Raw genomic sequence first — 24400 nt, 5'->3', positions numbered from 1 at the left:
TTTCGTGGTTGTTATTAGAACAATCTCACTTCGAAGTGAAAAAACTGTGAGTAAGCGGGTGATAAAAGGTAAAAGCCAGCTTGCTATAATAAGGTTAGCAATGGAATAATGGTGCTGTTTTCCGTGTTGAATCTTGTTAAGACAAGGAATTTTGCGGAATTACCAGTTTTGTCTGTCCGATCATCAACGCAGCAATGGCGTAAGACGTATTGAACTTTCAGACAGTTAGCGGGCTACGGGTTGTAGTCCTTACCGGTAAATGGAATCGACCCTGGAGAGTTTTCCCAGGCTGTTTCCCAGTTAATTGCGCTGTATTTCCGTATGAAACGCAGGCAACCGACACTCTGCGCCTCTTAAGCGAGCGACAACCGTGAGGTTGGCGACGTGAACAGACACGAGGCCATCGGTCATCCCCGGAAAGGCAATACTCTGCCCGTAGCTTAGTCGTCAATGTAAGAATAATGAGTAAGTTACGATGAAAAGAATGTTAATCAACGCAACTCAACAAGAAGAGTTGCGTGTCGCCCTTGTTGATGGGCAGCGTCTGTACGACCTGGATATCGAAAGTCCTGGCCACGAACAGAAAAAAGCGAACATCTACAAAGGTAAAATCACCCGTATTGAACCGAGCCTTGAAGCCGCATTTGTTGACTATGGCGCTGAAAGACACGGTTTCCTTCCTCTTAAAGAAATCGCTCGTGAGTATTTCCCTGCCAGCTATAACTCCCATGGTCGCCCTAACATCAAAGATGTTCTGCGCGAAGGCCAGGAAGTCATCGTTCAGATTGATAAAGAAGAGCGCGGCAATAAAGGCGCTGCGTTAACGACGTTTATCAGCCTGGCAGGCAGTTATCTGGTCCTGATGCCGAACAATCCGCGTGCCGGGGGGATTTCCCGCCGCATCGAGGGTGATGACCGTACCGAGCTTAAAGAAGCGCTGGCAAGTCTTGAGCTGCCGGATGGCATGGGTCTTATCGTTCGTACCGCGGGCGTGGGTAAATCTGCCGAAGCATTACAGTGGGATTTAAGCTTCCGTCTTAAGCACTGGGACGCCATCAAAAAAGCCGCTGAAAGCCGCCCTGCTCCGTTCCTTATCCATCAGGAAAGTAACGTTATTGTTCGCGCATTCCGTGATTATCTGCGTCAGGACATTGGCGAAATCCTCATCGATAACCCGAAAGTCATGGAGATGGCGCGTCAGCATATTTCTGCACTGGGCCGTCCGGATTTCAGCAGCAAAATCAAATTGTACACCGGTGAAATTCCGTTGTTCAGCCATTATCAGATTGAATCGCAGATCGAATCCGCTTTCCAGCGTGAAGTGCGTCTGCCTTCCGGCGGCTCGATTGTTATCGACTCCACCGAGGCGCTAACCGCCATTGATATCAACTCTGCACGCGCTACGCGTGGGGGCGATATCGAAGAAACGGCGTTCAATACCAATCTTGAAGCCGCAGACGAAATTGCCCGCCAGCTGCGCCTGCGTGACCTGGGCGGTCTGATCGTTATCGACTTTATCGACATGACCCCGGTTCGCCACCAGCGTGCGGTTGAAAACCGTCTGCGTGAAGCCGTTCGTCAGGACAGAGCACGTATTCAGATAAGCCACATTTCCCGCTTTGGTCTGTTGGAAATGTCGCGTCAGCGCCTGAGTCCTTCACTGGGCGAGTCCAGTCATCATGTCTGCCCGCGCTGTAGCGGTACTGGCACCGTGCGTGACAATGAATCCCTGTCGCTGTCTATTCTGCGCCTGATCGAAGAAGAAGCGCTGAAAGAAAATACCCAGGAAGTACATGCTATCGTGCCGGTTCCGATTGCATCCTACCTGCTCAACGAAAAACGCACCGCGGTTAATGCCATTGAAACCCGTCAGGGCGGCGTACGTTGCGTGATCGTCCCTAACGATCAGATGCAGACTCCGCACTATTCGGTACTGCGCGTGCGCAAAGGCGAAGAAACGCCGATGCTCAGCTATCTTCTGCCGAAACTGCATGAAGAAGCGATGGCGCTGCCGTCTGAAGAAGAGACGTCGGAACGTAAGCGCCCGGAACAGCCTGCGCTGGCAACCTTTGCCATGCCGGATGTACCGCCTGCGCCACCGGCTGCTGAAGCGCCCGTTACTGCGACGCCAGCAGTACAAACAACTGCGCCTGCGGCCAGCCCAGCAGCAGAAGGTCCAGGTCTGTTCTCTCGCTTTATGACCGCGCTGAAGAAGCTGTTTGCTACAGAAGAAAGCAAACCTGTTGAACAGCCAGCGGTTACGGTTGAAGAGAAACCGGAACGTTCTCAGGAACAACGCCGTAAGCCACGTCAGAATAACCGCCGTGACCGTAACGATCGCAGCGATCGCAATGAACGTAACGATCGTCGTGATAACCGTAACGAGCGTAATGACAGCAGCGAATCTCGCGAAACGCGCGAAGATAATCGTCGTAATCGCCGTGAAAAGCCGCAGAACGCTGAAACACGCGACCTGCGTCAGACTGTCGTAAGCGAAGAAGCCGATAAGCCTAAAGCGCGCGAAGAACAGCAGCCGCGCCGCGATCGCAACCGTCGCCGTAATGACGATAAACGTCAAAACGTGCAGGATGTAAAAGTTGCCGACCGTGAAGTACAGCCGGTTCAGGAGACAGAACAGGAAGAACGCGTTCAGACGATGCAGCGCCGTAAACCGCGCCAGCTGAATCAGAAAGTGCGTTTTGACGTTGCGCCAGAGGTTGTTGAAAACGTCGAGCCGTCAACGCCTGTCGCAGAGCAGCCTCCAGTGGCCGCAGAGCCGGTACAGAACACGTTCGCTGAAAGCACTGAGCTGGCAAAACGCGATCTGCCAGCGGTTGTTGAAACTGCGCCAGAGCAGCATGAAGAGCACAATGATAACCGCGATAACAACGGTATGCCGCGCCGCTCTCGTCGCTCACCGCGCCACCTGCGCGTGAGTGGCCAGCGTCGTCGTCGCTATCGTGATGAGCGTTATCCTGTTCAGTCCCCTATGCCGCTGACGATTGCCTGCGCATCACCAGAAATGGCCTCGGGTAAAGTGTGGATCCGTTATCCGGTTGCTCGTCCTCAGGAAAATGAAGTTGAACAGCAGGAAGCATCAGCGCCAGTCGTTGCTGAAGTTGAACAGGCTATTGTGGCAGTAATGGAAGAAGCTCAGGTTGAAGCGAAAGCGCAGGCTGAGGTAGAAACTGTTGAGCCGCAGGTAACGGTTGATGAGCCACAAGCACCAGCCATCGATACCGCGCATCCGGAGGTTATCGCCGCCCCGGTTGACGAGCAGCCGCAGCTGATTGCCGATGCCGATGAAGCCACGGCAAAAGAAACAGCCGCAGCAGCAACGCCTGCCGGGCCGGTAGCAGAAGAAGTATCTGGTGTGCAGGAGGCGATTGAGGTAAAACCTGCTCAGGAGCCTGAGGCTTCTCCAGCAGCAGCCCCTGTAGCGGTTGAGACGCAGTCTGTCGCTACTGAAGCTAAAGTTGAAGCTGAAAACATGGCAGTGGGATCTGCGCCGGTGGTAACACCTGCGGCTGAGCCCGTACCTGTCGTTACGCCAGTGGCTGAAACGGTCCCGGTTGCCACGCCTGCAGTTGAAGACGTGCAGAGTGCGTCATCTGCGACCGTTGTGAAGAAGTCCAGCGCTGAAGGTAAAGCGCGTAGCCATGCAACCGCACCAATGACCCGCGCGCCTGCGCCGGATTATGTGCCGGAAGCACCGCGTCAAAGCGAATGGGTTCGCCCGTCATTTGATTTCGATGGCAAAGGCGCAGCGGGAGGCCACAGTGCCACCCACCACGCTTCGGCAGGACCAACGCGTCCGCAAGCCGCAGAGTAATACGCCACAATAAAAGCCGACCTCAGGGTCGGCTTTTTTACGTCTGTAGTCAGGGGATGTTACAGGCTTTCCGGCAGACGCATCCCCGTTACGCCGGGCATCACCTCACGCATCAGCGCCAGAAAAGTGCGTAATCGCGTCGGGTAATAGCGCGCCCACGGATATACCAGATGCACAGGCAGCGCGGCCGCCTGCCAGTGCGGTAAGACTTCCACTAACTGGCCGCCAGCCAGCTCCTCTTCTACTGTCCAACTTGAAACTAACGCCAGTCCCAGCCCGGCCAGCGCAGTATTGCGCGCAACGTACAGGCTGTCGGTACTTAATCGCGGCTGAATAGCGACAACGCTCCGTTCCCCGGTATCTGCCTGCGTGACCACAATTTCGTGACGGTAAAAGGTACTGACAGCTATCCATGGCATAGCGGACATCTGTACTGGATGGCTAATTTGCGGATAGCGCGCCAGCAGTTCCGGTGCGGCCACAATACTGCGCGGCACTTCAGCCAGCAACACCGAAACCGTGGTGACATCGACTTCACCGCCCACCCGAATGGCACAATCAATATCATCGCTGAGAAAATCCACCGTCTTATCATTGAGCATCCACTCTACCGCGAGCCCCGGATAACGCTGAAGAAAGCTGACCAGCGGAGTCAACAGTTGCTGTTGACCGAAAGCGTGCGGCGCACGTACTTTCAATACGCCGACAGGATCCTCTTCTGCGCCATGAAGCTCCTCTTCCAGCGCCAGCCACGCATCAATAACTTTTTTGGCATGTTGATAACAGCGCTCGCCGTCATCGGTCAACTTCATCGCATGGGTACTGCGCAGAAGAAGTTTGGTTCCTAACAACGTTTCAAGCGACTGTAAACGGCGGCTTATAGTCGCCTGAGTTGTTTTCATCCGTACGGCCGCTGCCGATAACGATCCGGCCTCAATAATGCGCACAAAGGTGCGCATTAACTCAACACGGTCTATACGCTCAAGTTTATTCACATCTAATCTGACATACGTTAAACGTATAACCGTTTTACCACCTGGCTATCTACCACGCCAGTTGAATGTTGTTAAAAATAGCGGCATACGTAATTGAGGACATCCTGATGAAAGAAAGTACGCTGGCACCCGACACGATCCGGGGGATCATATTTATCTTCGCGCTGGGCGCAGGTTTTAGTGTGGCTGCCATTTATTACTGTCAGCCTCTGCTGCCGCTGATCGGAGCCGATTTGAAGCTCAGCATTAGCAGCATGGGACTGATACCGACCCTGACTCAGATCGGTTACGCTCTGGGCATCCTGCTCCTGCTGCCGTTAGGCGATCGTTATGACCGACGTATTCTGATTCTGGTGAAAAGCGCCGTACTGGCTGTACTCCTGTTGTTATGCAGTCTTAGTGATGGACTCCATACCCTGTTACTGATCAGTTTGTTTATCGGAATGGCGGCTACCATGGCGCAGGATATTGTTCCCGCCGCCGCCATTCTTGCCCCTGCAGGTAAACAAGGAAAAATGGTTGGCGCGGTAATGACCGGCTTGCTTTTGGGAATACTGCTCTCCCGTACCGTCAGTGGCCTGGTGGGGGCAGCCTTTGGCTGGCGGGCTATGTATCAGGTCGCCGCGGTGAGCATCGCGCTAACCGGGGGATTATTGTGGAAAGTTCTGCCGAATTTTAGCGGTCAATCAACGCTTTCTTATACAGCGCTACTGCGCTCGATGGCGCAACTCTGGCAACATTACCCGACGCTACGCCGTGCAGCGCTGGCGCAGGGCGCACTGGCTGTGGCATTTAGCGCATTCTGGTCAACCCTTGCCATTATGCTGCTTGAACAGTTTCATATGGGCAGTGCCGTAGCTGGCGGTTTTGGTATTGCAGGGGCCGCCGGGGCGCTGGCCGCTCCACTGGCGGGCAGTCTGGCCGATAAAATCGGTACTGCCAAAGTGACCCAGCTGGGCGCTCTGCTGGTGACGGTATCTTTCGCGTTAATGTTTCTGCTGCCGACACTATCGGTACACGGTCAACTGGCGCTGATAGCCATTTCTGCCATAGGCTTTGATTTAGGTTTACAGTCCAGCCTCGTGGCGCATCAGAATCTGGTCTATAGCCTGGAGCCGCAGGCGCGCGGGCGTCTGAATGCCCTGCTGTTCACCGTGGTATTTATCGGAATGGCGCTGGGTTCGGTACTGGGAAGTAAACTCTATGCACTGACCGGCTGGATCGGCGTTATTACGCTGGCGACGTTGATGGGAGCCTGTGCACTGGTTATCCGCCTGGTGGACAACCGTCGCGTTATAAATGCCGCAGGATAGGCTGAAAAAGAAATCGCTCCGGTCACCCGGAGCGATATCAGGATTATTTATTCATCTGGAACAGAGACATTCCCTGCATATCGCTGAACGTCTTATATGAGGCCTGAAGTGACGCCTGCTGCATCATGTAAGAAGAGATGGCGGCATTCCAGTCGACATCCACCAGATTACTTATCTGCTGCGACTGGGCCAGGGCCCGATCGTCACCCAGCGAATCCAGTGACTCCAGCTCGTTAAGCTGCGTACCCAGCTCTGCACGTACGCTTAGTACATTGTTAAGCGAGTTTTTCAGACCGCGGTTAGTTTTATCTACCGCCGCCTGGGCAAGGGCCTGCGCCTCTTCGTCATCGGCCACCGGCGTTTTGAGTGCGCCGATCGCGCTGTCGAGCATAACAAACACGTTGCTTTCAGAAGCGGCACCACCAGGCTCAGCGACGGCATTACTGGTCAGGCTGTCAAAGATTTGGCTACCGGTATGGCCGATAACCATTGTGCGTGCAGCGTCAACCTGCTGAGTCACGCTGGTTTTGCCGCCGGTATAGGTACCATTGTCCTGAGAAAAGGGCGCTTTGTCGGTATTATAGCCGGCAAAAATATAGCGCCCGTTGCCATCGGTGGAATTCGCCAGGTTCATGATCTGGTCGCGGATGCCCTGTAAGTCGGTGGCCAGTGAAGCCCGGTCATCATCGCTTAAGGTTCCGGTACCGGCATTAACGATCTTTTCCTGAGCGGTCTGAATCGCTTTCGTCACCTGATCGAGCGTACTCTCTTCCAGCGATACCCGCTGCGTGGCAAAGGTACGTGCCAGACCATATTGACTGTTTTGCGCCTGCGCCTGCGAAACGACAACTGCCTGCGAAGCGGCAATTGGATCGTCCGACGGCTTGCTAACCCGTTTGCCGGTTGAAATCTGTTCGCCCGATTTCAGCCATTCAGTTTGCGAGCTGGAGATGCCACGCATATTTTGCTCGTACATCATTTGAGTGCTAACACGCATTGTTCATCTTTCCTTAGCGCATGTTGAGAAGCGCGTCGAATAGCGTCGAGGCCGTTTTCATCACCTGCGCATTCGCCAGATAATACTGCTGGAAACGTTGCAGATTTCCATATTCTTCGTCGAGGTTTACCCCGGAGATTGACTGCTGCTGATTGCTCAGCTGGGTAACCACGTTAGTTTGAGTCGTGCTGCTGGTTTTGAGCGTTGAGGTTTTATTACCAATATCGCTCACCAGAGTCGCATACGCATCGTTAAACGTTTTGCTGCCGCCAACTTTTTTGGCACTCTGTAGATCCAGCAATGCCTGACCGTTCCGGTTATCGCTCTCGCCGCTGGCATCATCATCCAGCCCCATGGCAATTTTGGCCGGATCTTTAATCGCCGTGCTCATGTTGACAATGGCATCGCTAACAGGCTTCACCACAAAGCTGTCATCTTTTTTAGCGCTGGTGCCGCTGATAGATACGTTCAGTCCGTCAAAACTCAGGGAATTCGTGCTCTTGTCCAGCGTTGCCGTAAATGTGGTGTTGTCAGCCAGGCGCGTCACCTGCCAGTTAGTACCATCATAAGCGACTTTATAATCGGTAGCCTGTACGCGGGTGCTGTCACTGACCGAAGCGGTCAACGTTGCGCCGCCGGTATTGCGGCTGTTACTGACTACTGCCGGGCTGCCAATAGTAAAGAAATCGCCGCCCGCATCGCCATTGACGTCGATCCCTTTCCCGTGCTGCTGATTGAACGCGTCAGCAAAGGTCATCGCCATCTGGTTCAACGTATTGCGGGTTTGATCGAGGTCCTGCGAGCGGAAGGTGAGCATGCCGCCAAGAGAGCCGCTGGTCAGCATCTTCTCAGGAATTTCGATATTACCGGCCGTCGGATCGACATACGCGACGGTAATACGTGACGGATCGGCACTGGATGGTACGGCGGCCAGTTGACGCGCCGACGAGCCTTGTACCAGGGTATAGCCGTTTGCCATCGACAGATTATAGGTTCCGCTGTCCTGAACGCTGACTTCAACGCCGACCACTTTATTCAGTTCAGAAACCAGCCGGTCGCGCTGATCCAGCAGGTCGTTAGGCGAAGCGCCTGCGCCGACACCGGTCAGTCTTGAAATCTGATCGTTCAGATTCGCTATCTGCTTACTGTAGTTATTGATCTGCTCAACGCTGGAGCCGACGGCAATATTGACCTGCTTGTCCTGATCGCGCAGATACTGATCGGTGACTTTAAACTGATTCACCAGCCCCTCGGCTTTCCCAATTACCGCCTGACGCGCCGCCGGATCTTCCGCATTACTCACCAGCGTTTGCATTGAGGAGAAGAAATTTTGCAGGGTAGTCGAAAGTGTATTGGTATTGCTGGAGAGCATATCGTCAATTTTTGACATTTGCTCATAGCGCGTGGTCAACCCGGCACTCTGGTTCTGCGCCGAGCGCAGCTGATTGGTAATAAACGCATCGTATTCGCGCTGCACACCGGACACCTGCGCGCCGTTGCCAATCCAGCCACCTGCCCCGAGGGTACTATTCGATTGCGCAAATACCGTCGTTTGACGGGTATAGCCCGCAACGTTATAGCTGGAAATATTATTACTGACGGTATTGAGCGCGGTTTGCGCTGCGCTAAGCCCGCTCATGGCGCTATTAATCAAACTGGACATGGAGGTTCCTTTTTACACTTTCAGACATGAGTCCCGCTAACAGTTATCGGCAGGAGCGTGCTGAACTTGAGAAATTTCAGAACAGATTTTCGAGATCGCTGCCGTAGGCTTTACTGACCTTTTCGCTCATCCCTTTTAACTGCTGGATCATGCTGGTCAACTTACGGGCGTAGGCCGGATCGGTGGCGTAACCGGCATTCTGCAATGCCTGTGCGCCCTGCTCGGCGGAAGACGCGGTGGTAACAGCCGCGTAACGCGGGTTACGGGTCAGCAGCCCGACATAATCGGAGAGCGCCTCCAGATAAGAGCCATATACGCGGAATTTGGCTTTCACTTTCTTCGCTTCGCCATTTTCGAATTCGGTGGTGGTAATTTCCGTTACCGCTCCTTTCCAGCTGGATGACGCTTTAACCCCAAACAGATTAAAGCTTGGCTCACCGTTTTCACGCTTAATCTGCCGCTGTCCCCATCCAGACTCCAGCGCCGCCTGCGCCAGGATCAGGTGATGCGGAATACCGCTTTGCTCACTGGCAAGCCTTGCCGGTAATGAAAGCTGGGCAAGAAAATCTTTACTGTCGCCGGAAAGCGCGGTGTCGCTGGTGTCGGGCGCTTTTGGCAATGCCTTGCTGACCATCTGCTTCAGCGTTTGATTTTGATAGCGGGTGACCGTTTCAAGGTCAAAAACCATGGGCGTCTGCGGGATTTGCTCTGACGGTTCAGACTGTCCGGCTGCCATTTGTTTGACCATCATATCGGCCAGCCCCAGCCCCTTTCCGGCCGTCATCTGCTGCGCGATTTGCTGATCGTACATACTGGTATACAGCCGGGTTTGATCGCTGCCGAACAATCCCTCTTTCGGCAGCGCATCACGCATACTTTTGAGCATCATCTGCACAAACATACCTTCCACCTGACGCGCAACCGGCCGCAGGTTAGCCTGCGGATCCTGACCGGTTTTATTTTTAAGCTCATTCAGCGATTGCGCGTCCCACGCGGCGCTGGCCAGCAGTTTGCTATCGCTCAGCATTAAATGATTTCCACTTTCGCCCGCAGGCAGCCTGCACTTTGCATCGACTGAAGAATGGACATCAGTTCCATTGGCGTGGCTCCCAGCACATTCAGGCCGCGAATAACGCTGTTCAGGTTGGCACTGGCATTCACACTTTGCAGCGAGCCTCCGCTCTGGCGCAGATCGATTTGCGTTTGCGGCGTGACCACGGTTTGACCGCCGCCAAACGGCGTATCCGGTTGACTCACATTAGCCTGACGGTTGACCGTCACCGACAGATTACCCTGTGCCACAGCACAGCTATCCAGCGTCACCTCCCGGTTCATCACCACCGAACCGGTACGGGAATTGATGATCACTTTGGCATCCTGAGGAGTCACATTCACGTTCATGTTCTGAATGTCTGCCAGCGCACGCACCTGCGAGCTATTGTTCGCCGGGACGCGTACCTGTACGGTGCGCGCATCGAGGGCGGTGGCCCCATAGCCGCCATTACGGTTGATGGTATCCGCCACCTGCTGTGCCAGGGTGAAATCGTCCTGGTTAAGCTGGAGGTTAATCGTATTACTGGAGCCAAACTGGGTGGCTATTTCGCGCTCAATTACCGCGCCACCGGTGATACGGCCACCGTTGAGCTGGTTAACCTGTACACTGCTGCCGCCGGCTGATGCGCCTGCGCCGCCAACCAGAATGTTACCCTGAGCCAGAGCGTAAACCTGATTATCGACACCTTTCATCGGGGTCATCAGCAGCGTACCGCCGCGCAGGCTTTTGGCGTTGCCCATAGAAGAGACAACGATGTCAATCGCCTGTCCCTGACGGCCAAACGGCGGATATTTCGCCGTAACCATGACCGCCGCCACGTTTTTAAGCTGCATGTTGGTGCCCGCAGGCACCGTAATGCCCATCTGGGATAACATGTTATTCAGGCTTTGAGTAGTAAACGGCGTTTGCGTCGTCTGGTCGCCCGTTCCGTCAAGCCCGACCACCAGCCCGTAGCCAATCAGGGAGTTATCGCGTACGCCCTGCACGCTGGTGAGGTCACGAATACGTTCCGCCTGTCCCGCACCTGCCATCAGGATCAGCGCAATACCGATCAGGGATTTAAACATAGTCACCTCGCTTACATCGGCGATAAATTAAGGAAGAAACGCTGGAGCCAGCCCATATTCTGCGCTTCGTTGATATAGCCGTTGCCGACATACTCAATACGCGCGTCCGCCACCTGGGTAGAGGAAACAGAGTTGCTGCCGCTAATGGTTCGTGGATTGACGACCCCGGAGAAGCGGATGAACTCAGTGCCCTGGTTAATGGCAATCTGTTTTTCACCCACCACATGTAAATTGCCGTTGACCAGAACCTGATCAACCGTCACCGTCAGCGTACCGCTAAAGGTATTGCTGGCATTGGCACCGCCTTTACCATTGAAGGTATTGCCGCCGGCGCTTTCAACATCTGCCCGGCCGTTACCAAACAGGCCTTCCAGATAGCGCGGCGTGGTGCCGAAGCCGAAGTTGGTTTTGCCATCGCGGCTGGCATTAGCCGACGAGCTTTTGCTCGCGCTGACGTTTTCCTGAAGCACGATGGTCAGCGTATCGCCGATGTTACGCGGACGACGATCTTCGAAAAGCGGCTGATAGCCGTAGTTCACCGGCTGCGCCGACTGAAAAATAGAACCATTGGCAATAGGTAACGGTCCGGGCACCGGCTGCGCCGATGTCGCGCCCTGCACCAGCGGTGTCGAAGGGATCAGAGCACATCCGGTCATAGACATCACCAGAAACGCCAGAAGTGAGTAATGGTACGCCGCGTATTTTTGCATTGCTTTCATCTTTAAAATCAGAGCGCCGGCATGACAATCTCACCCCGGCCGCATCTTAGAGTTGCGTCAGTTTTTGCAGCATCTGGTCGGTCGTTGACACGGCCTTACTGTTGATTTCATAGGCGCGCTGAACCTGGATCATGCTGACCAGCTCTTCCGCCACGTTGACGTTAGAGGTTTCAACATAGCCCTGATACAGCAGCCCCGCGCCATTCAGCCCTGGCGTGCTTTCATTCGGCGTGCCTGAGGATTGCGTCTCGGCGTACAGATTCTCACCCATACTTTCCAGCCCGCTATCGTTCATAAAGGTGGTCAGGTTAAGCTGCCCCACCTGCACTGGCGCAGCCTGACCCTGCTGCGTAACGCTGACAACGCCATCGCGACCAATGGTAATGCTCAGCGTATTAGCCGGGATGGTGATCGCAGGCTGAACCTGGAAACCGCCCGCCGTCACCAGCTGACCATTCTGATCGACCTGAAAAGATCCGTCGCGGGTATACGCCGAGGTGCCGTCCGGCAGCATCACCTGGAAAAAGCCCTGGCCTTTGATCGCCACATCTTTGGTATTGTCAGTCTGCGACAGGTTGCCCTGGCTGTGCAAACGCTCGGTGGCTACCGGACGTACGCCAGTACCGATTTGTAAACCGGAGGGCAGCGTAGTTTGCTCCGAAGACTGCGCGCCGGGCTGACGAATGGTCTGGTACAGCAAATCCTCAAAAACTGCGCGCTGACGCTTAAAGCCGTTAGTGCTGACGTTGGCCAAGTTGTTGGCGATCACGTCCATGTTGGTCTGCTGTGCGTCGAGGCCGGTTTTTGCGATCCATAAAGAACTGTTCATAGATATCCTGCTATTAGCTCATTGACAGCAACTGGTTAGCCCGCTGCGCGTTCTCATCCACGCTGCTGATAACCTTCATCTGCATTTCAAAACGACGGGCGCTGGCGATCATATCGGTCATCGCCGCCACCGGTTTCACGTTACTGCCTTCCAGTACGCCGGACATCACGCGGATACTGGCATCGGCCTGAAGCGTGGCACCGCGCGTTTCCTGCGCCACCTGAGTCAGACGGAACATGCCGTCATCGCCACGCTGCACGTCAACGCCGTCGGCTTTAACCAGCTTCAGTTTGCCGACCGGCGCGATAGTATTGGCCGGATCGCCAGGGTTAAGCGCCGACAGTGTCCCGTCAGCGGCAATGGTAATTTCAGCGCCTTCCGGCACCACCAGGGGACCGGCTTCACCGATCACCGGATGCCCCTGAATGGTCAACTGTCCGGTCGGGCTAACCTGAATATTACCGTTGCGCGTATATCCTTCGCCGCCGTCGGCGGTTTGCACTGTCAACCAGCCTTCTTCCTGCACCGCCACATCCAGCGGACGCGAGGTGTAATCCATCTGACCCGGCGTCATATCTGCACCCGGCGTGGATTCCGTAACCAGCGTACGGGTATCGAGCGACAAGCCGGTCACCGGCACCGCACGCAGGGCATTAAGCTGGGCGCGAAAACCCGGCGTGGAAGCATTCGCGAGGTTGCTGGCCGTGACCGCCTGCTGATTCATGGTCTGACTGGCCGCACCCATCGCGGTGTATATTGCGTGATCCATTAAGCTATCCCGTCAGGCGCTTAGCGCAGGTTAACCAGCGTGTTGAGGATCTGATCCTGGGTTTTGATGGTCTGCGCGTTGGACTGATAGTTACGCTGCGCGACAATCATATTCACCAGTTCTTTACTCAGATCGACGTTCGATGCTTCCAGCGCGCCGTTGGTCAGGGTGCCGAAGTTACCGCTGTTAGCCGTACCCAGCAGCGCCACGCCAGATGCCTGGGTTGCTGCCCAAATGTTATCGCCCTGGGAGGCCAGGCCTTCGTTGTTAGCGAAGTTTGCCAGCACGATCTGCCCGAGAACCTGCGACTGTTCGTTGGAATAGTTGCCGACAACGGTACCGTCATCGTTGATCTGATAGCTCACCAGATCGCCCGGCTTGTAACCATTTTGCGAGCTGGCCACCACGTTGTTCGCGCCGGTATTCTGCTGCATGGAATTAAAGAAGCTGAGGGCAAAGGTCGCAGGCGTTGCGCCGTTCATGGCACCCGTCTCAACGTTGATTTGCGGCTGCGGGTTAGCATCGGTGCTCAGAACACCCGCGGCATTGTAGTTAAACACGCCGTCCAGTTGACCGTTGTTATCGAAGCTCATCTGTGCGGCTTTGTTGACCGGCGCGTTAGCAACGCTGGAGTCCTGAGTCCACACATCCCATTTGTTGTTTGCCGTTTTTACGTAATAGACGTTAACGTCGTGAGCGTTACCCTGGGTATCAAATACGGTAATGGCGGATTTCTTGTTGTAGGTATCCGCATCGCTGACGTTAAAGGTGGTTTTTGCCGGTACGGCATCCGAAGAGTTCAGGTTGATCTGGATCGCCGCGGTGGTCGTGGTTTTAGCCGACATCAGCGTGTTTGGAATTGAGATCCCGGTCGGGTTGGCGCCCTGCTGCACCGTTGGCGGCGTGCCGGTTGCCGGATAGCCCGTTAACTGAAGCCCCTGCATGTTGACCAGATTACGGTTTTCATCCAGTTTGAACTGCCCGTTACGGCTGTAGTAAACAGAACCGTTGGTATCCACCATGCGGAAAAAACCGTTCTGGCTGATCGCCACATCCAGCCCACGGCCCGTATTGGTGGTGGTACCGTCGTTAAAATCCTGGGTGATGCCTGCCACTTTTACGCCCAGACCGACTTTAGAACCGGCGAACATATCGGCAAACGATGCCGTGCTCGACTTAAAGCCGTAGGTGGCGGAGTTGGCAATGTTGTTACCAATAACGTCGAGGTTAGAGGCTGCAGCGTTCAGGCCGCTAACCGCTTGAGAAAAGGCCATAACTTACTCCTGATTAAATAATCTGCCGAACTTCATCGAGTGTGGTCGTGCCGTAGGTTCCCAGGTCAAGCAGGCTGCCGTTGCTGCCGCGCGTCACGCCCTGAACCAGTGCGAATTGCAAAGGCTGCGCCACCAGTTGGGTGCTGCCATTGCTGGCTGCAATACTCACGTTATACGCACCGTCCGGTGCCGCCGTGCCTTCTGTCGTAAGGCCATCCCAGCTAAAGGTATGCACGCCTGCGGTTAATGCGCCAATATCCATCGTACGGATAACTTTGCCGCTCTTATCGGTAACGGTGGCAGTCACTTTATCCGCCGCCTGTTGCAGTTCCACGCCAAACGGTGTGGTGGTGCTTTTCCCCGCCAGCACGCTGGTCCCCGGGATCATCACGCCGCGATCGATAAGCGATGTGGCCTGTAAAGACTGATTGTTGTTGATCTGTCCGGAAATTGACCCGAGGGTGGTATTCAGCTTTTCAATTCCGCTAACGGTATTGATCTGCGCGAGCTGGGTGGTCAGCTCGTTATTTTCCATCGGATTGGTCGGGTCCTGATTTTTTAACTGCGCAACCAGCAGCGTTAAAAAGCTGCTTTGCAGGTCGGCGGCGCTATTACCGCTGGCCGCGCCGGTGCTGGTTTTGGTGCTGGTTGCACTGACGCCAGTGTTGGTTGGGTCGTTTAAATTTACAGCGATAGACATGGGCCTTTCCTTTATTGTCCGAGCGTCAGGGTTTTCAGCATCATGCTTTTTACGGTATTGAGCACTTCAACGTTGGCCTGATAGCTGCGGGAGGCAGACATGGTGTTGACCATCTCACCGACGACGTCCACGTTTGGCATCCGAACATAGCCCTGGGCATTAGCCAGCGGATTGCCCGGCTCATACACCAGCTTATCCTCTGCCTGGCTTTCAATGACGCTGGCGACTTTAACCCCGCCGGTCGCCGCACCCGCAGGCGCATCGACCTGAAACACAACCTGCTTCGCGCGATAAGGCTCGCCGTCCGGACCGGTAACGCTGTCGGCGTTTGCCAGGTTACTGGCCGCCACGTTAAGACGCTGCGACTGCGCGGTAAGCGCGGATCCGGCAACGTCGAAAATATTGAGTAACGCCATGGATTAGTTCCCTTGTTGCAGCACGCTCATCATGCTTTTGATTTGTCCGCCGAGCACCGTCAGCCCGGTCTGATATTTCAGGCTGTTGTCGGCAAACTGGGTTCGCTCCCGGTCCATATCAACGGTGTTGCCATCCAGCGAAGGCTGATCGGGAATGCGGTACATCAAATCAAGAGACGGTGCCGAAGCGGTCTGGGCAGGGATATGGCGGGCAGATGTTACCGCCAGCTGCATCCCCGAGCCTTCAGCGCGTCCACGTTCCATAACTTTGTTCAATTCACCGGCAAAATCCAGATCGCGCGCCTGATACCCGGGGGTATCCGCATTGGCAATGTTGGCAGCCAGCACTTCCTGGCGCTGCGCGCGTAAGTTCAGCGCTTCCTGCTGGAAGCGTAACGCGGCGTCGAGTCTATCGAGCATATCTCCTCCGCTGATGGCAAAATTTCAGCCAGTAGCTTAATTCCCCTTACGCGCGCGTTATCGACGGAATAAACGCATAATGCGTCGCTATTTGTTGCGTTGATAGAAAGCGACAACAGGTAAAATCCTCGCATTCCTGAATCGGCTGGAGTTTGCCATGTCCGCCCTAAAAGGCACCGTTGCTGCCGTTCTCATTACGCTGTGCCCCCCGGCACTGGCGCAAGATCTTACTGCTCAACTTTCGGCTTTTTTCGCCCAGCGGCTGGCGGGATTCAGCGATGAGGTGGTAGTTAAGGTTAAAACGGCGAGCACGCTATTACCGCAGTGCGAACAGCCCGCGCTAAGTGTCCAGGGCAACGCCAGACTGTGGGGTAACGTCAACGTACTGGCGCAGTGCGGCAGTGAAAAACGGTATATCCAGGTAATGGTTCAGGCCAGCGGAAACTATGTGGTTGCCGCCGCACCGCTGGCGCGCGGTACGACGCTTTCGCCCACAAGCGTCACGCTTAAGCGCGGGCGTCTCGATCAGTTGCCGCCGCGCACGCTGCTGGAAACGCAACAGGTTCAGGACGCAGTTGTCCTGCGTGATGTTGCCGTCGGACAACCGATCCAGCAATTCATGCTGCGCCAGTCGTGGCGGGTAAAAGCCGGACAGCGCGTTCAGGTGATTGCCAGCGGAGACGGTTTTAGCGTGAACAGCGAAGGTCAGGCGCTGAATAATGCCGCCATTGCGCAGAATGCCCGGGTACGCATGTCATCCGGCCAGGTGGTGAGCGGCGTGGTCAGTGCGGACGGGAATGTTCTGATTAACCTGTAGTTAAAGAGATGGTACACCCTGTTATCCGGGAAAACGCGACGTCAGGCACTCGAAAAGAGGCACAGCCCGGCGGTTGCCCCGATGACATACGGCGTCTTTATCATCATGCAGATAATGTTTTAAAGAAATAGCGGCGTCTGCCGATACTTAGCTAACAATTGATGATAGACAGTAGCAGCACCCTAACCTCGATGAGGACAGCAGAATGAGCATTGATCGTACATCATCCCTGAAGCCAGTGAACACTGTTCAGCCCCGCGAAGCCAGCGATATGACTGCGGCGAAAGCACGTGCGGAGAAATCCACCAGCGTGAACAGCACCAGCGTCACCCTGAGCGATGCCCAGGCAAAACTCACCCAGGCGGGCAAAGATGACATCAACGTTGAACGGGTCGAAGCGTTGAAGACAGCAATTCGGAATGGCGAACTGAAGATGGATACCGGTAAAATCGCCGACGCGTTAATTCGTGAAGCACAGAGTGATTTGCAGAGTAAATAATCGTATGAGTCGTCTGCCAGAGATACTGGACCAAATGACCGACACCCTTAACGTACTCAAAGACGTTATGGATGCCGAACAGCAGCAGCTTTCCGTTGGCAGCGTCAACGGCAGCGCGTTGCAACGGATTACCGAGCAAAAAAGTTCGCTGCTGGCGACGCTCGATTACCTTGAAAGCCAGCGTCGCCTTGAGCAGGATACACAGCGCAGCGCTAACGATGACGTTGCACAACGCTGGCACAACATTACTGAAAAAACCGTGCAGCTGCGGGAGTTGAATCAGCACAACGGCTGGCTGCTCGAAGGCCAGATCGCCCATAATCAGCAGGCGTTACAGGTGTTGAAACCTCATCAGGAACCCGGCCTGTACGGTGCTGATGGGCAGGCATCATCCGCCAGTCGCGGCGGTAAAAAATTCTCTATCTGATGATTTTATGCAGGGAGCGGCCATCCAGGCCACTCCCCCGTTTTCTTACACCGTCCGGCGTGCAAACTCTTTCACTTTAAAACCCAGTAGCGCAAGCGTCGCAAAATAAGCCACCGCGCCGGTAGCCACTACGCCCATCAAACGAAGAATACGCATCGGCATGTCACCCTGTGACCATTCGGGCATCAGGTACATCACGCCAGTCAGCACCGCAGCCATGATCACCACGGCAATCATCAGACGCAGCAGAAAACGGCCCCAGCCCGGCTGCGGCGCAAATATTTTTTGTCTGCGTAACTGCCAGTACAGTAGTCCGGCATTCAGGCAGGCTGCCAGCCCAATAGACAGTGATAATCCGGCATGTTTTAACGGGCCAATAAACGCCAGGTTCATGACCTGGGTAATGATCAGCGTCACGATGGCAATTTTAACCGGCGTCTTAATGTCCTGACGAGAATAGAAACCCGGTGCCAGCACTTTTACCACTATCAGCCCCATCAAACCGACGGAATAGGCAACCAGCGCGCGCTGCGTCATCGCGGCGTCGAAGGCGGTGAATTTTCCGTACTGAAACAGGGATACGGTCAGCGGTTTCGCTAAAATCCCCAGTGCCACCGCGCTCGGCAGCGCCAGCAGAAAGCACAGCCGCAGCCCCCAGTCCATCAGGCGGTTATATTCATCATGATTGCCGCTGGCAAAACTTTTGGACAGTGATGGCAGCAGAATAGTCCCCAGCGCCACGCCCAGCACGCCGGATGGAAACTCCATCAGCCGGTCGGCGTAATACATCCAGGAAACGGAACCGGAGACCAGAAACGAGGCGAAAATAGTGTTGATGATAAGCGAGATTTGGCTAACGGAGACCCCGAGGATCGCCGGCCCCATCTGCTTGAGCACCCGAATAGAGCCGGCATCTTTAAAATTAATGCGCGGCAGGACTAACATGCCAATTTTCTTCAGGTGCGGTAACTGATAGAACAGTTGCAGTACCCCCCCAACCGTTACCGCCCATGCCAGCGCCAGCACCGGCGGATGAAAATAGGGTGCCGCAAACAGCGCAAAGCCTATCATGCTAACGTTCAGGAACGTGGGGGCGAATGCCGGGACGGAAAAACGATTCCAGGTGTTTAAGATTGCGCCCACCAGCGAGGCCAGTGAAATCAGCAAAATATAGGGGAAAGTAATTTTTAGCAGCTGCGTGGTCAGCTGGAATTTGTCAGCCGTGTCGGCAAAACCAGGAGCGGTAATGGTAATTACCCAGGGCGCGGCCAGCATCCCAAGAACCGTGACAACCGTCAGCGCCAGCGTCAACATCCCCGAAACGTAGGAGACAAAAATCCGCGTAGCCTCTTCGCCCTGCTTGCTTTTATACTCGGCAAGGATCGGCACAAACGCCTGGGAGAATGCGCCTTCGGCGAAAATACGCCGCAGCAAGTTGGGCAGTTTAAACGCCACAAAAAAAGCATCCGTTGCCATGCCTGCACCAAAAACGCGCGCCACGATAGCATCGCGGGCAAATCCCAGCACGCGAGAAAACATAGTCATAGAGCTGACAGCGGCCAGCGATTTTAATAGGTTCATTAATGTGTTTTCCACAACACAGAGCAAAACGCCTGCAATGCAGGCGCTGGAAAAGGCGAGTAGTCTACCCCGATTGCAATGAATTACTACTGCCAGATGTTACAGCCAGTTATCCCTGCGCCTGCTCACGCCACAACTTTTCGATCAGCGTTTGCGCCAGAATCGCCTGCTCGCCCGCCGTTTGCGGAACAGTCTGATTTTTTACGCACTGGATAAAATGGTGCGCGCAGCCGACAAAGCCTCGCTGTTCAAGCGTGCTCTGCCAGCCGGGAATGGCGCGCGTGACCACGCCTGCGCCCCGCTCTTCACGCCATTCGCGCATGTCGGTAATGTCCAGCAGCGCGCCGTCAGTAACCGCCTGGATCGATTCACGCTGGCTGCCCGCTCGCCGGTGCATACTGGTGGTGATCTGCAACTGACGCTGGCTAAAGTGATGTTCGGCATAGAGCATTTGGCCCTGCGCCGTGGTCTCTATCACGCCGCCGGTCAGCGAGGGCTCACCACCCGCCAGCCACAGGGCAGTGTCCACAACGTGCAGATAATCATCCAGCAGGGTAAAGCGCACATCATGCGGACCGACGCTGTTACTGCGATGTTTATCCATACGCAGTGAAAATGCCGCTCCCATACTCTCTTTCAGCTCCTGGTAGAGCGGCGAGAAGCGTCGGTTAAAACCGACCATCAGGGTTAAATGTTTACGCTCTGCCAGCGCAATAAGCCGCATAGCGTCGTCAAGATTATCCGCCAGCGGTTTATCAACACAAACGTGAACGCCTGCATTCAGCAGTTCGCTGACCACGGCATAGTGCGATGCTGTTGAGGTGTGAACAAATACCGCATCGCACTGAGCGGCCAGATGCATGAGCGAGTCGGCACACGGCAGCCGATAATGCTCGCAGATCCGCTGCGCTTTCTCAGTATTGGGTGACCACGCCGCCTGCAGCGTCCACTCGCTGGCGACACTTAATACCGGCAGCCAGGCTTTTTGCGCGATCCCACCCAGCCCGACGATGCCAATACGTAATGATTTGCTCACGGTTATTCCCCCAGGTGTGCCAGCAGCGATGACAGGCGCTGCTTCAGTTCTGCGACCTCGCCTTCCAGCGCCTCAACGCGTGCGCTCAGGTCGTCGGTCGACGACACGGTATCAGGTGCAGTAATGTCTGCATTCCCTTCGCCGCTAAACAGGTGCATGAAGCGGCTTTCCCGCCGCCCCGGCTCGCGTGCCAGACGCACTACAAATGGCCCGTCTTCGCGGCTGGCAAGTGTTTCCAGCGCGGTCTCGGTTTCATTCATGTCGCTAAACTCGTGCATGCGCTGAGCGCGAGTGCGTAACTCTCCCGGCGTCTGCGCGCCGCGCAGCAGCAGCGTGGCAACCAGCGCTACTTCCGCCGGAGTCAGTTTTAAATCGCCGAATTCTGAGTTACAAAACCGCTGCTCGTATTTGATGACCCGATTGCCAAACCCGCTAACGGTACGTAAATAATGCCGCTTCACCAGCGCATCCAGAATCTCCTGAACGTCGTGTTCACTCAGCGACATCACCGGTTCGCGGTTGGTCTTTTGATTACAGGCAGTCACCACGGCATTCAGCGATAAAGGATACTGTTCCGGGGTAGTGACCTGCTTTTCCAGCAGGCAACCAATGACCCGCGCTTCCTGGGGCGTTAATTGATATTTCATATTTTTCCTTAGCGACCGGCGGTCCATTGTGGCGTAGTCAGTGCCGTCAGAACGTGATCGCGCCACTCGCCATTAATTAATAAGTAGTCTTTTGCGTACCCTTCTTTTTCAAAACCCAGCCGCGCCAGCAGGCCACCGCTGCGCTGATTATGCGGCATGTAATTCGCCATAATGCGATGAATATGCTGGGTCCGCTGCATGTAGCGAATGGCGGCAGTCAGGGCTTCAAACATCAGCCCCTGCCCCTGCCATTTCTGGGCAATGGAATAGCCCAGATAACAGGCATGAAACGAGCCGCGCACGACGTTGGAAAAGTTAGCGATGCCGATGATTTCTTTCTCTTGCGGATCGAGCAGCGCGAAATAGAAGGCTGAACCTTGTTTATGAAATTCGTTGATCATGCCGAGGCGGGCCTGCCAGCCTGACGGATAGCAGTGGCTGTCGTCGCGCACAGGCTCCCAGGGTTTCAAAAACTGTCGATTTTCTGCGTAATAATCCGCCAGCCGCCAGGCATCGCGGTCATGAACCAGGCGTACAACCAGCCGGTCCGTCTTCAGATGGACTTTAGGCACATTGCTGCGATAGCCAAACATTCCTTACTCCTGTACATACATCTTGCCCCGGTCGCTTCACTATACCTGCCCTCAGCCCCTTAGTGAAAACAACAACCTGGCATTTTCTGCGCCATATCCCTGTTTGATGAAAAAAACATCGCGGCCGGTAATAATAGCGCCTCGTCACGGGCTAATTTGATAAGCCACTGTTTCTCTTCCATACTAAAGGTCTGGATGGCAATACCTGGAGGAGAAACGTGAAGCTTTATATTTATGACCACTGCCCTTACTGTGTAAAAGCCCGAATGATCTTCGGCCTCAAAAATATCCCGGTTGAGTTAATTACTCTGCTTAGCGATGATGAGGAAACGCCAGTCAGAATGATTGGCCAGAAGATGGCTCCGATCCTGCAAAAAGATGACAGTCGTTATCTGCCTGAAAGCCTCGATATCGTTCACTATGTAGATGGCGTTGATCGTAAGCCGCTGCTGACGGGCAGCCGTAATGCGGCAATTGAAGAGTGGCTGCGCAAAGTGAACGGCTACGTTAATCGGCTACTGATCCCGCGTTTTGCGAAATCACCGTTTGATGAGTTTTCCACGCCAGAAGCGCGTCGTTACTTCACGGAGAAGAAAGAAGCACAGATTGGCAGCTTTGCCGATCATCTTTCCCATTCTGCCGGCCTGATTAAAAACATCAGCGACGATTTGCGCGAGCTGGACAAACTTATCGTGCAGCCTAACGCGGTTAATGGTGAACTTTCGGAAGATGATATCCACCTGTTCCCGCTACTGCGTAATCTGACGATTGTTGCCGGCATCAACTGGCCAACCCGGGTTGCCGACTACCGCGACAATATGGCGAAACAGACACAAATCAATCTGCTGTCATCTATCGCTTCATGACCTTCAGGCGGACGGGAAATCGTCCGCCCTCATTTTTAAGCCTTTTCCTCTGTTAATTTCTGGGCTGACAGCAGATGCTGCCTGTGTCAGGATAGAAGGCAGGCATAATGCAGAGGAATCCCATGAAAAAGATTATTGTTGCCGCCGCTCTGGTTGCCAGCGGTCTGATGGCCGGATGCAATCAGCTTACCCAGTACACGGTAAGCGAGTCGGAAATTAACCAGGCCCTGCAAAAGCGAAATAATTTCTCGAAAGATATTGGTCTGCCGGGTGTTGCAGATGCGCATATTGTGCTGAATCATCTCACCAGCGCTATCGGTCGGGAAGAGGCAAACAAAGTTACCCTTAGTGGCGATGCGCTGCTGGATATGAATTCCCTGTTTGGCAGTCAGAAAGCCACCATTACCCTGAAGCTAAAAGCGCTGCCGACGTTTAATAAAGAACAAGGTGCGATCTACCTCCAGGAAATGGAAGTGATCAATGCCGACGTGAAGCCAGAAAAGATGCAGCCGGTAGTACAAACGTTATTGCCCTATCTTAATCAATCACTGCGTAACTACTTTAATCACCAGCCAGCCTACGTCCTGAAAGATGATGGCGGCAAGGGGGAAGCGCTGGCGAAGAAATATGCGAAGGGAATAGACGTTAAACCGGGCGTTATTGTGATCCCTTTTACCGATTAATCGTGTGTTAATCCCGCGGTCAGGCCCGATACGTCAATGCTATCGGGGCTGGCCCATGACAAAGCACAGCAATAAAAGAGTGCAAACGAAAACGTTTACGCTTATTCTTAGTGCCCGGCAAAAACCGTCCTGACACCCGCCGGAGCGCTCTAATGACTGACCAACTGCATGTATTAAAAATCCGCCGCCCTGACGACTGGCATCTCCATCTGCGCGATGGTGAGATGCTTAAAACCGTCGTACCTTATACCAGTGAAGTCTATGCCAGGGCGATCGTCATGCCTAACCTGGCACCGCCGGTGGTCACGGTAGATGCCGCAATAGCCTATCGCCAGCGTATTCTCGACGCCGTCCCTGCCGGTCACACCTTCACCCCACTCATGACCTGCTACCTGACTGACGATCTCTCCCCGGCAGAAATAGAGCGCGGTTTCCTTGAAGGCGTCTTTACCGCGGCCAAACTCTATCCGGCCAATGCCACCACGAACTCAAGCCACGGCGTCTCTCATATTGATGCCATTATGCCGGTGCTTGAACGGATGGAAAAACTGGGAATGCCGCTGCTGGTTCACGGTGAAGTGACCCAGGCGGATATCGATATCTTCGATCGTGAAGCACGATTTATTGAAACGGTTATGGTGCCGTTGCGCCAGCGTTTACCGGGGCTGAGAGTGGTCTTTGAGCACATTACCACTAAAGATGCCGCCGATTACGTGCGTGAAGGCGATGAGCGGCTGGCGGCCACTATCACCCCGCAGCATCTGATGTTTAACCGCAATCATATGCTGGTCGGTGGCGTGCGCCCTCACCTCTATTGTCTGCCTGTTCTTAAACGTAACATTCACCAGCAGGCGCTGCGAGAGCTGGTCGCCAGCGGTTTCGAACGTGTGTTTCTCGGGACCGACTCTGCTCCTCACGCGCGTCATCGTAAAGAGGCCAGCTGCGGTTGCGCAGGCTGTTTTAATGCGCCCACCGCACTTGCCAGCTATGCCACAGTATTTGATGAGATGAACGCGCTTGACCATCTTGAAGCATTTTGCTCCCTGAACGGACCGCGTTTTTATCAGTTGCCGGTCAATGACACGTTTATTGAGCTGGTACGCCAGGACAGTCAGGTTGTCGATTCGATTGCCCTGACTGATGATACCCTCATTCCTTTCCTCGCCGGCGAACGCGTGGGCTGGACCGTAGTGAAATAATTGT

At 54.6% G+C, this 24400-nt stretch carries 24 protein-coding genes; 8 read left to right on the top strand and 16 right to left on the bottom strand.

The genetic code is table 11. The annotated features are described in order from the left end of the window. Positions 1–475 precede the first annotated feature (475 nt). The gene (gene rne / locus AC791_RS10130) at positions 476–3832 is read left to right on the top strand and encodes a ribonuclease E (protein WP_049840327.1); all 3357 of its coding nucleotides are present in this window, start codon (positions 476–478) and stop codon (positions 3830–3832) included. 59 nt (positions 3833–3891) lie between these two features. Here rne and AC791_RS10125 read toward each other — a convergent pair whose 3' ends face one another. Continuing rightward, positions 3892–4827 (bottom strand): LysR family transcriptional regulator, encoded by a 936-nt coding sequence (locus tag AC791_RS10125; protein ID WP_049840326.1) that lies wholly within the window; start codon positions 4825–4827, stop codon positions 3892–3894. Positions 4828–4934: 107 nt separating this feature from the next. On the opposite strand from AC791_RS10125, the gene AC791_RS10120 reads away from it, so the two are divergent. After that, positions 4935–6140: an MFS transporter gene (locus tag AC791_RS10120; protein WP_049840325.1), complete on the top strand. Its 1206-nt coding sequence runs from the start codon at positions 4935–4937 to the stop codon at positions 6138–6140. Positions 6141–6183: 43 nt separating this feature from the next. Here AC791_RS10120 and flgL read toward each other — a convergent pair whose 3' ends face one another. From flgL to flgB, 11 genes are all read right to left on the bottom strand, one after another. After that, a complete protein-coding gene (flgL, locus tag AC791_RS10115) occupies positions 6184–7137 on the bottom strand; it encodes a flagellar hook-associated protein FlgL (protein ID WP_049840324.1) in 954 nt (317 codons plus the stop codon). 13 nt (positions 7138–7150) lie between these two features. Further along, entirely contained in the window at positions 7151–8800 is a 1650-nt protein-coding gene (gene flgK / locus AC791_RS10110; protein WP_049840323.1) for a flagellar hook-associated protein FlgK, read from the bottom strand. A 76-nt stretch (positions 8801–8876) separates the two neighbouring features. Continuing rightward, on the bottom strand, positions 8877–9827 hold the full coding sequence (flgJ, locus tag AC791_RS10105) for a flagellar assembly peptidoglycan hydrolase FlgJ (protein WP_049840322.1): 951 nt from the start codon (positions 9825–9827) through the stop codon (positions 8877–8879). Continuing rightward, positions 9827–10921 carry a flagellar basal body P-ring protein FlgI gene (locus AC791_RS10100; protein ID WP_049840321.1) on the bottom strand — a complete coding sequence of 365 codons (1095 nt, stop codon included), beginning with the start codon at positions 10919–10921 and terminating at the stop codon, positions 9827–9829. The genes flgJ and AC791_RS10100 overlap by 1 nt, the downstream gene beginning before the upstream one ends. An 11-nt stretch (positions 10922–10932) precedes the next feature. Beyond that, positions 10933–11631 (bottom strand): flagellar basal body L-ring protein FlgH, encoded by a 699-nt coding sequence (locus AC791_RS10095; RefSeq protein ID WP_049840320.1) that lies wholly within the window; start codon positions 11629–11631, stop codon positions 10933–10935. Positions 11632–11686: 55 nt separating this feature from the next. After that, the gene (gene flgG / locus AC791_RS10090; RefSeq protein WP_049840319.1) at positions 11687–12469 is read right to left on the bottom strand and encodes a flagellar basal-body rod protein FlgG; all 783 of its coding nucleotides are present in this window, start codon (positions 12467–12469) and stop codon (positions 11687–11689) included. Between the two features lie 13 nt (positions 12470–12482). Then, positions 12483–13238 (bottom strand): flagellar basal body rod protein FlgF, encoded by a 756-nt coding sequence (locus AC791_RS10085; RefSeq protein ID WP_049840318.1) that lies wholly within the window; start codon positions 13236–13238, stop codon positions 12483–12485. A gap of 20 nt (positions 13239–13258) precedes the next feature. Beyond that, positions 13259–14512 (bottom strand): flagellar hook protein FlgE, encoded by a 1254-nt coding sequence (gene flgE / locus AC791_RS10080; RefSeq protein ID WP_049840317.1) that lies wholly within the window; start codon positions 14510–14512, stop codon positions 13259–13261. 13 nt (positions 14513–14525) lie between these two features. Next, positions 14526–15212, bottom strand: a complete 687-nt coding sequence (gene flgD / locus AC791_RS10075; protein ID WP_049840316.1) for a flagellar hook assembly protein FlgD — start codon at positions 15210–15212, stop codon at positions 14526–14528. An 11-nt stretch (positions 15213–15223) separates the two neighbouring features. After that, the gene (gene flgC / locus AC791_RS10070; protein ID WP_049840315.1) at positions 15224–15628 is read right to left on the bottom strand and encodes a flagellar basal body rod protein FlgC; all 405 of its coding nucleotides are present in this window, start codon (positions 15626–15628) and stop codon (positions 15224–15226) included. A 3-nt stretch (positions 15629–15631) separates the two neighbouring features. Next, positions 15632–16048: a flagellar basal body rod protein FlgB gene (flgB, locus tag AC791_RS10065; protein WP_049840314.1), complete on the bottom strand. Its 417-nt coding sequence runs from the start codon at positions 16046–16048 to the stop codon at positions 15632–15634. A 157-nt stretch (positions 16049–16205) separates the two neighbouring features. Here flgB and flgA point away from each other — a divergent pair, with 157 nt between their 5' ends. From flgA to flgN, 3 genes are all read left to right on the top strand, one after another. Continuing rightward, on the top strand, positions 16206–16865 hold the full coding sequence (gene flgA / locus AC791_RS10060; protein ID WP_049840313.1) for a flagellar basal body P-ring formation chaperone FlgA: 660 nt from the start codon (positions 16206–16208) through the stop codon (positions 16863–16865). Positions 16866–17070: 205 nt separating this feature from the next. Beyond that, positions 17071–17364, top strand: a complete 294-nt coding sequence (gene flgM, locus AC791_RS10055; RefSeq protein ID WP_049840312.1) for a flagellar biosynthesis anti-sigma factor FlgM — start codon at positions 17071–17073, stop codon at positions 17362–17364. A 4-nt stretch (positions 17365–17368) separates the two neighbouring features. Beyond that, positions 17369–17791 carry a flagella biosynthesis chaperone FlgN gene (gene flgN / locus AC791_RS10050; RefSeq protein ID WP_049840311.1) on the top strand — a complete coding sequence of 141 codons (423 nt, stop codon included), beginning with the start codon at positions 17369–17371 and terminating at the stop codon, positions 17789–17791. 45 nt (positions 17792–17836) lie between these two features. Here the strand turns inward: flgN and murJ are convergent, their stop codons facing one another. The 4 genes from murJ to rimJ all read right to left on the bottom strand — a co-directional run bounded on the left by murJ (position 17837) and on the right by rimJ (position 21648). After that, complete coding sequence (gene murJ, locus AC791_RS10045) at positions 17837–19372, bottom strand: murein biosynthesis integral membrane protein MurJ (RefSeq protein WP_049840310.1); 1536 nt, start codon at positions 19370–19372, stop codon at positions 17837–17839. 109 nt (positions 19373–19481) lie between these two features. Beyond that, the gene (locus AC791_RS10040) at positions 19482–20408 is read right to left on the bottom strand and encodes a Gfo/Idh/MocA family protein (protein WP_049840309.1); all 927 of its coding nucleotides are present in this window, start codon (positions 20406–20408) and stop codon (positions 19482–19484) included. Between the two features lie 2 nt (positions 20409–20410). Then, positions 20411–21055: a YceH family protein gene (locus tag AC791_RS10035; RefSeq protein WP_049840308.1), complete on the bottom strand. Its 645-nt coding sequence runs from the start codon at positions 21053–21055 to the stop codon at positions 20411–20413. An 8-nt stretch (positions 21056–21063) separates the two neighbouring features. Then, positions 21064–21648: a ribosomal protein S5-alanine N-acetyltransferase gene (gene rimJ / locus AC791_RS10030; protein ID WP_049840307.1), complete on the bottom strand. Its 585-nt coding sequence runs from the start codon at positions 21646–21648 to the stop codon at positions 21064–21066. Positions 21649–21866: 218 nt separating this feature from the next. On the opposite strand from rimJ, the gene grxB reads away from it, so the two are divergent. The 3 genes from grxB (at position 21867) to pyrC (ending at position 24396) form a co-directional block, all read left to right on the top strand. Then, positions 21867–22514: a glutaredoxin 2 gene (gene grxB, locus AC791_RS10025; protein ID WP_049840306.1), complete on the top strand. Its 648-nt coding sequence runs from the start codon at positions 21867–21869 to the stop codon at positions 22512–22514. Positions 22515–22636: 122 nt separating this feature from the next. Next, a complete protein-coding gene (locus AC791_RS10020) occupies positions 22637–23197 on the top strand; it encodes a lipoprotein (protein ID WP_049840305.1) in 561 nt (186 codons plus the stop codon). Between the two features lie 152 nt (positions 23198–23349). Next, the gene (gene pyrC / locus AC791_RS10015; RefSeq protein ID WP_049840304.1) at positions 23350–24396 is read left to right on the top strand and encodes a dihydroorotase; all 1047 of its coding nucleotides are present in this window, start codon (positions 23350–23352) and stop codon (positions 24394–24396) included. Positions 24397–24400: the final 4 nt, after the last annotated feature.

Origin of the sequence: Klebsiella sp. RIT-PI-d, assembly GCF_001187865.1 — a bacterium.
In the GTDB taxonomy this organism is placed as follows: Bacteria; Pseudomonadota; Gammaproteobacteria; order Enterobacterales; family Enterobacteriaceae; genus Superficieibacter.
This window is presented reverse-complemented; position numbering and strand designations above follow the sequence as displayed.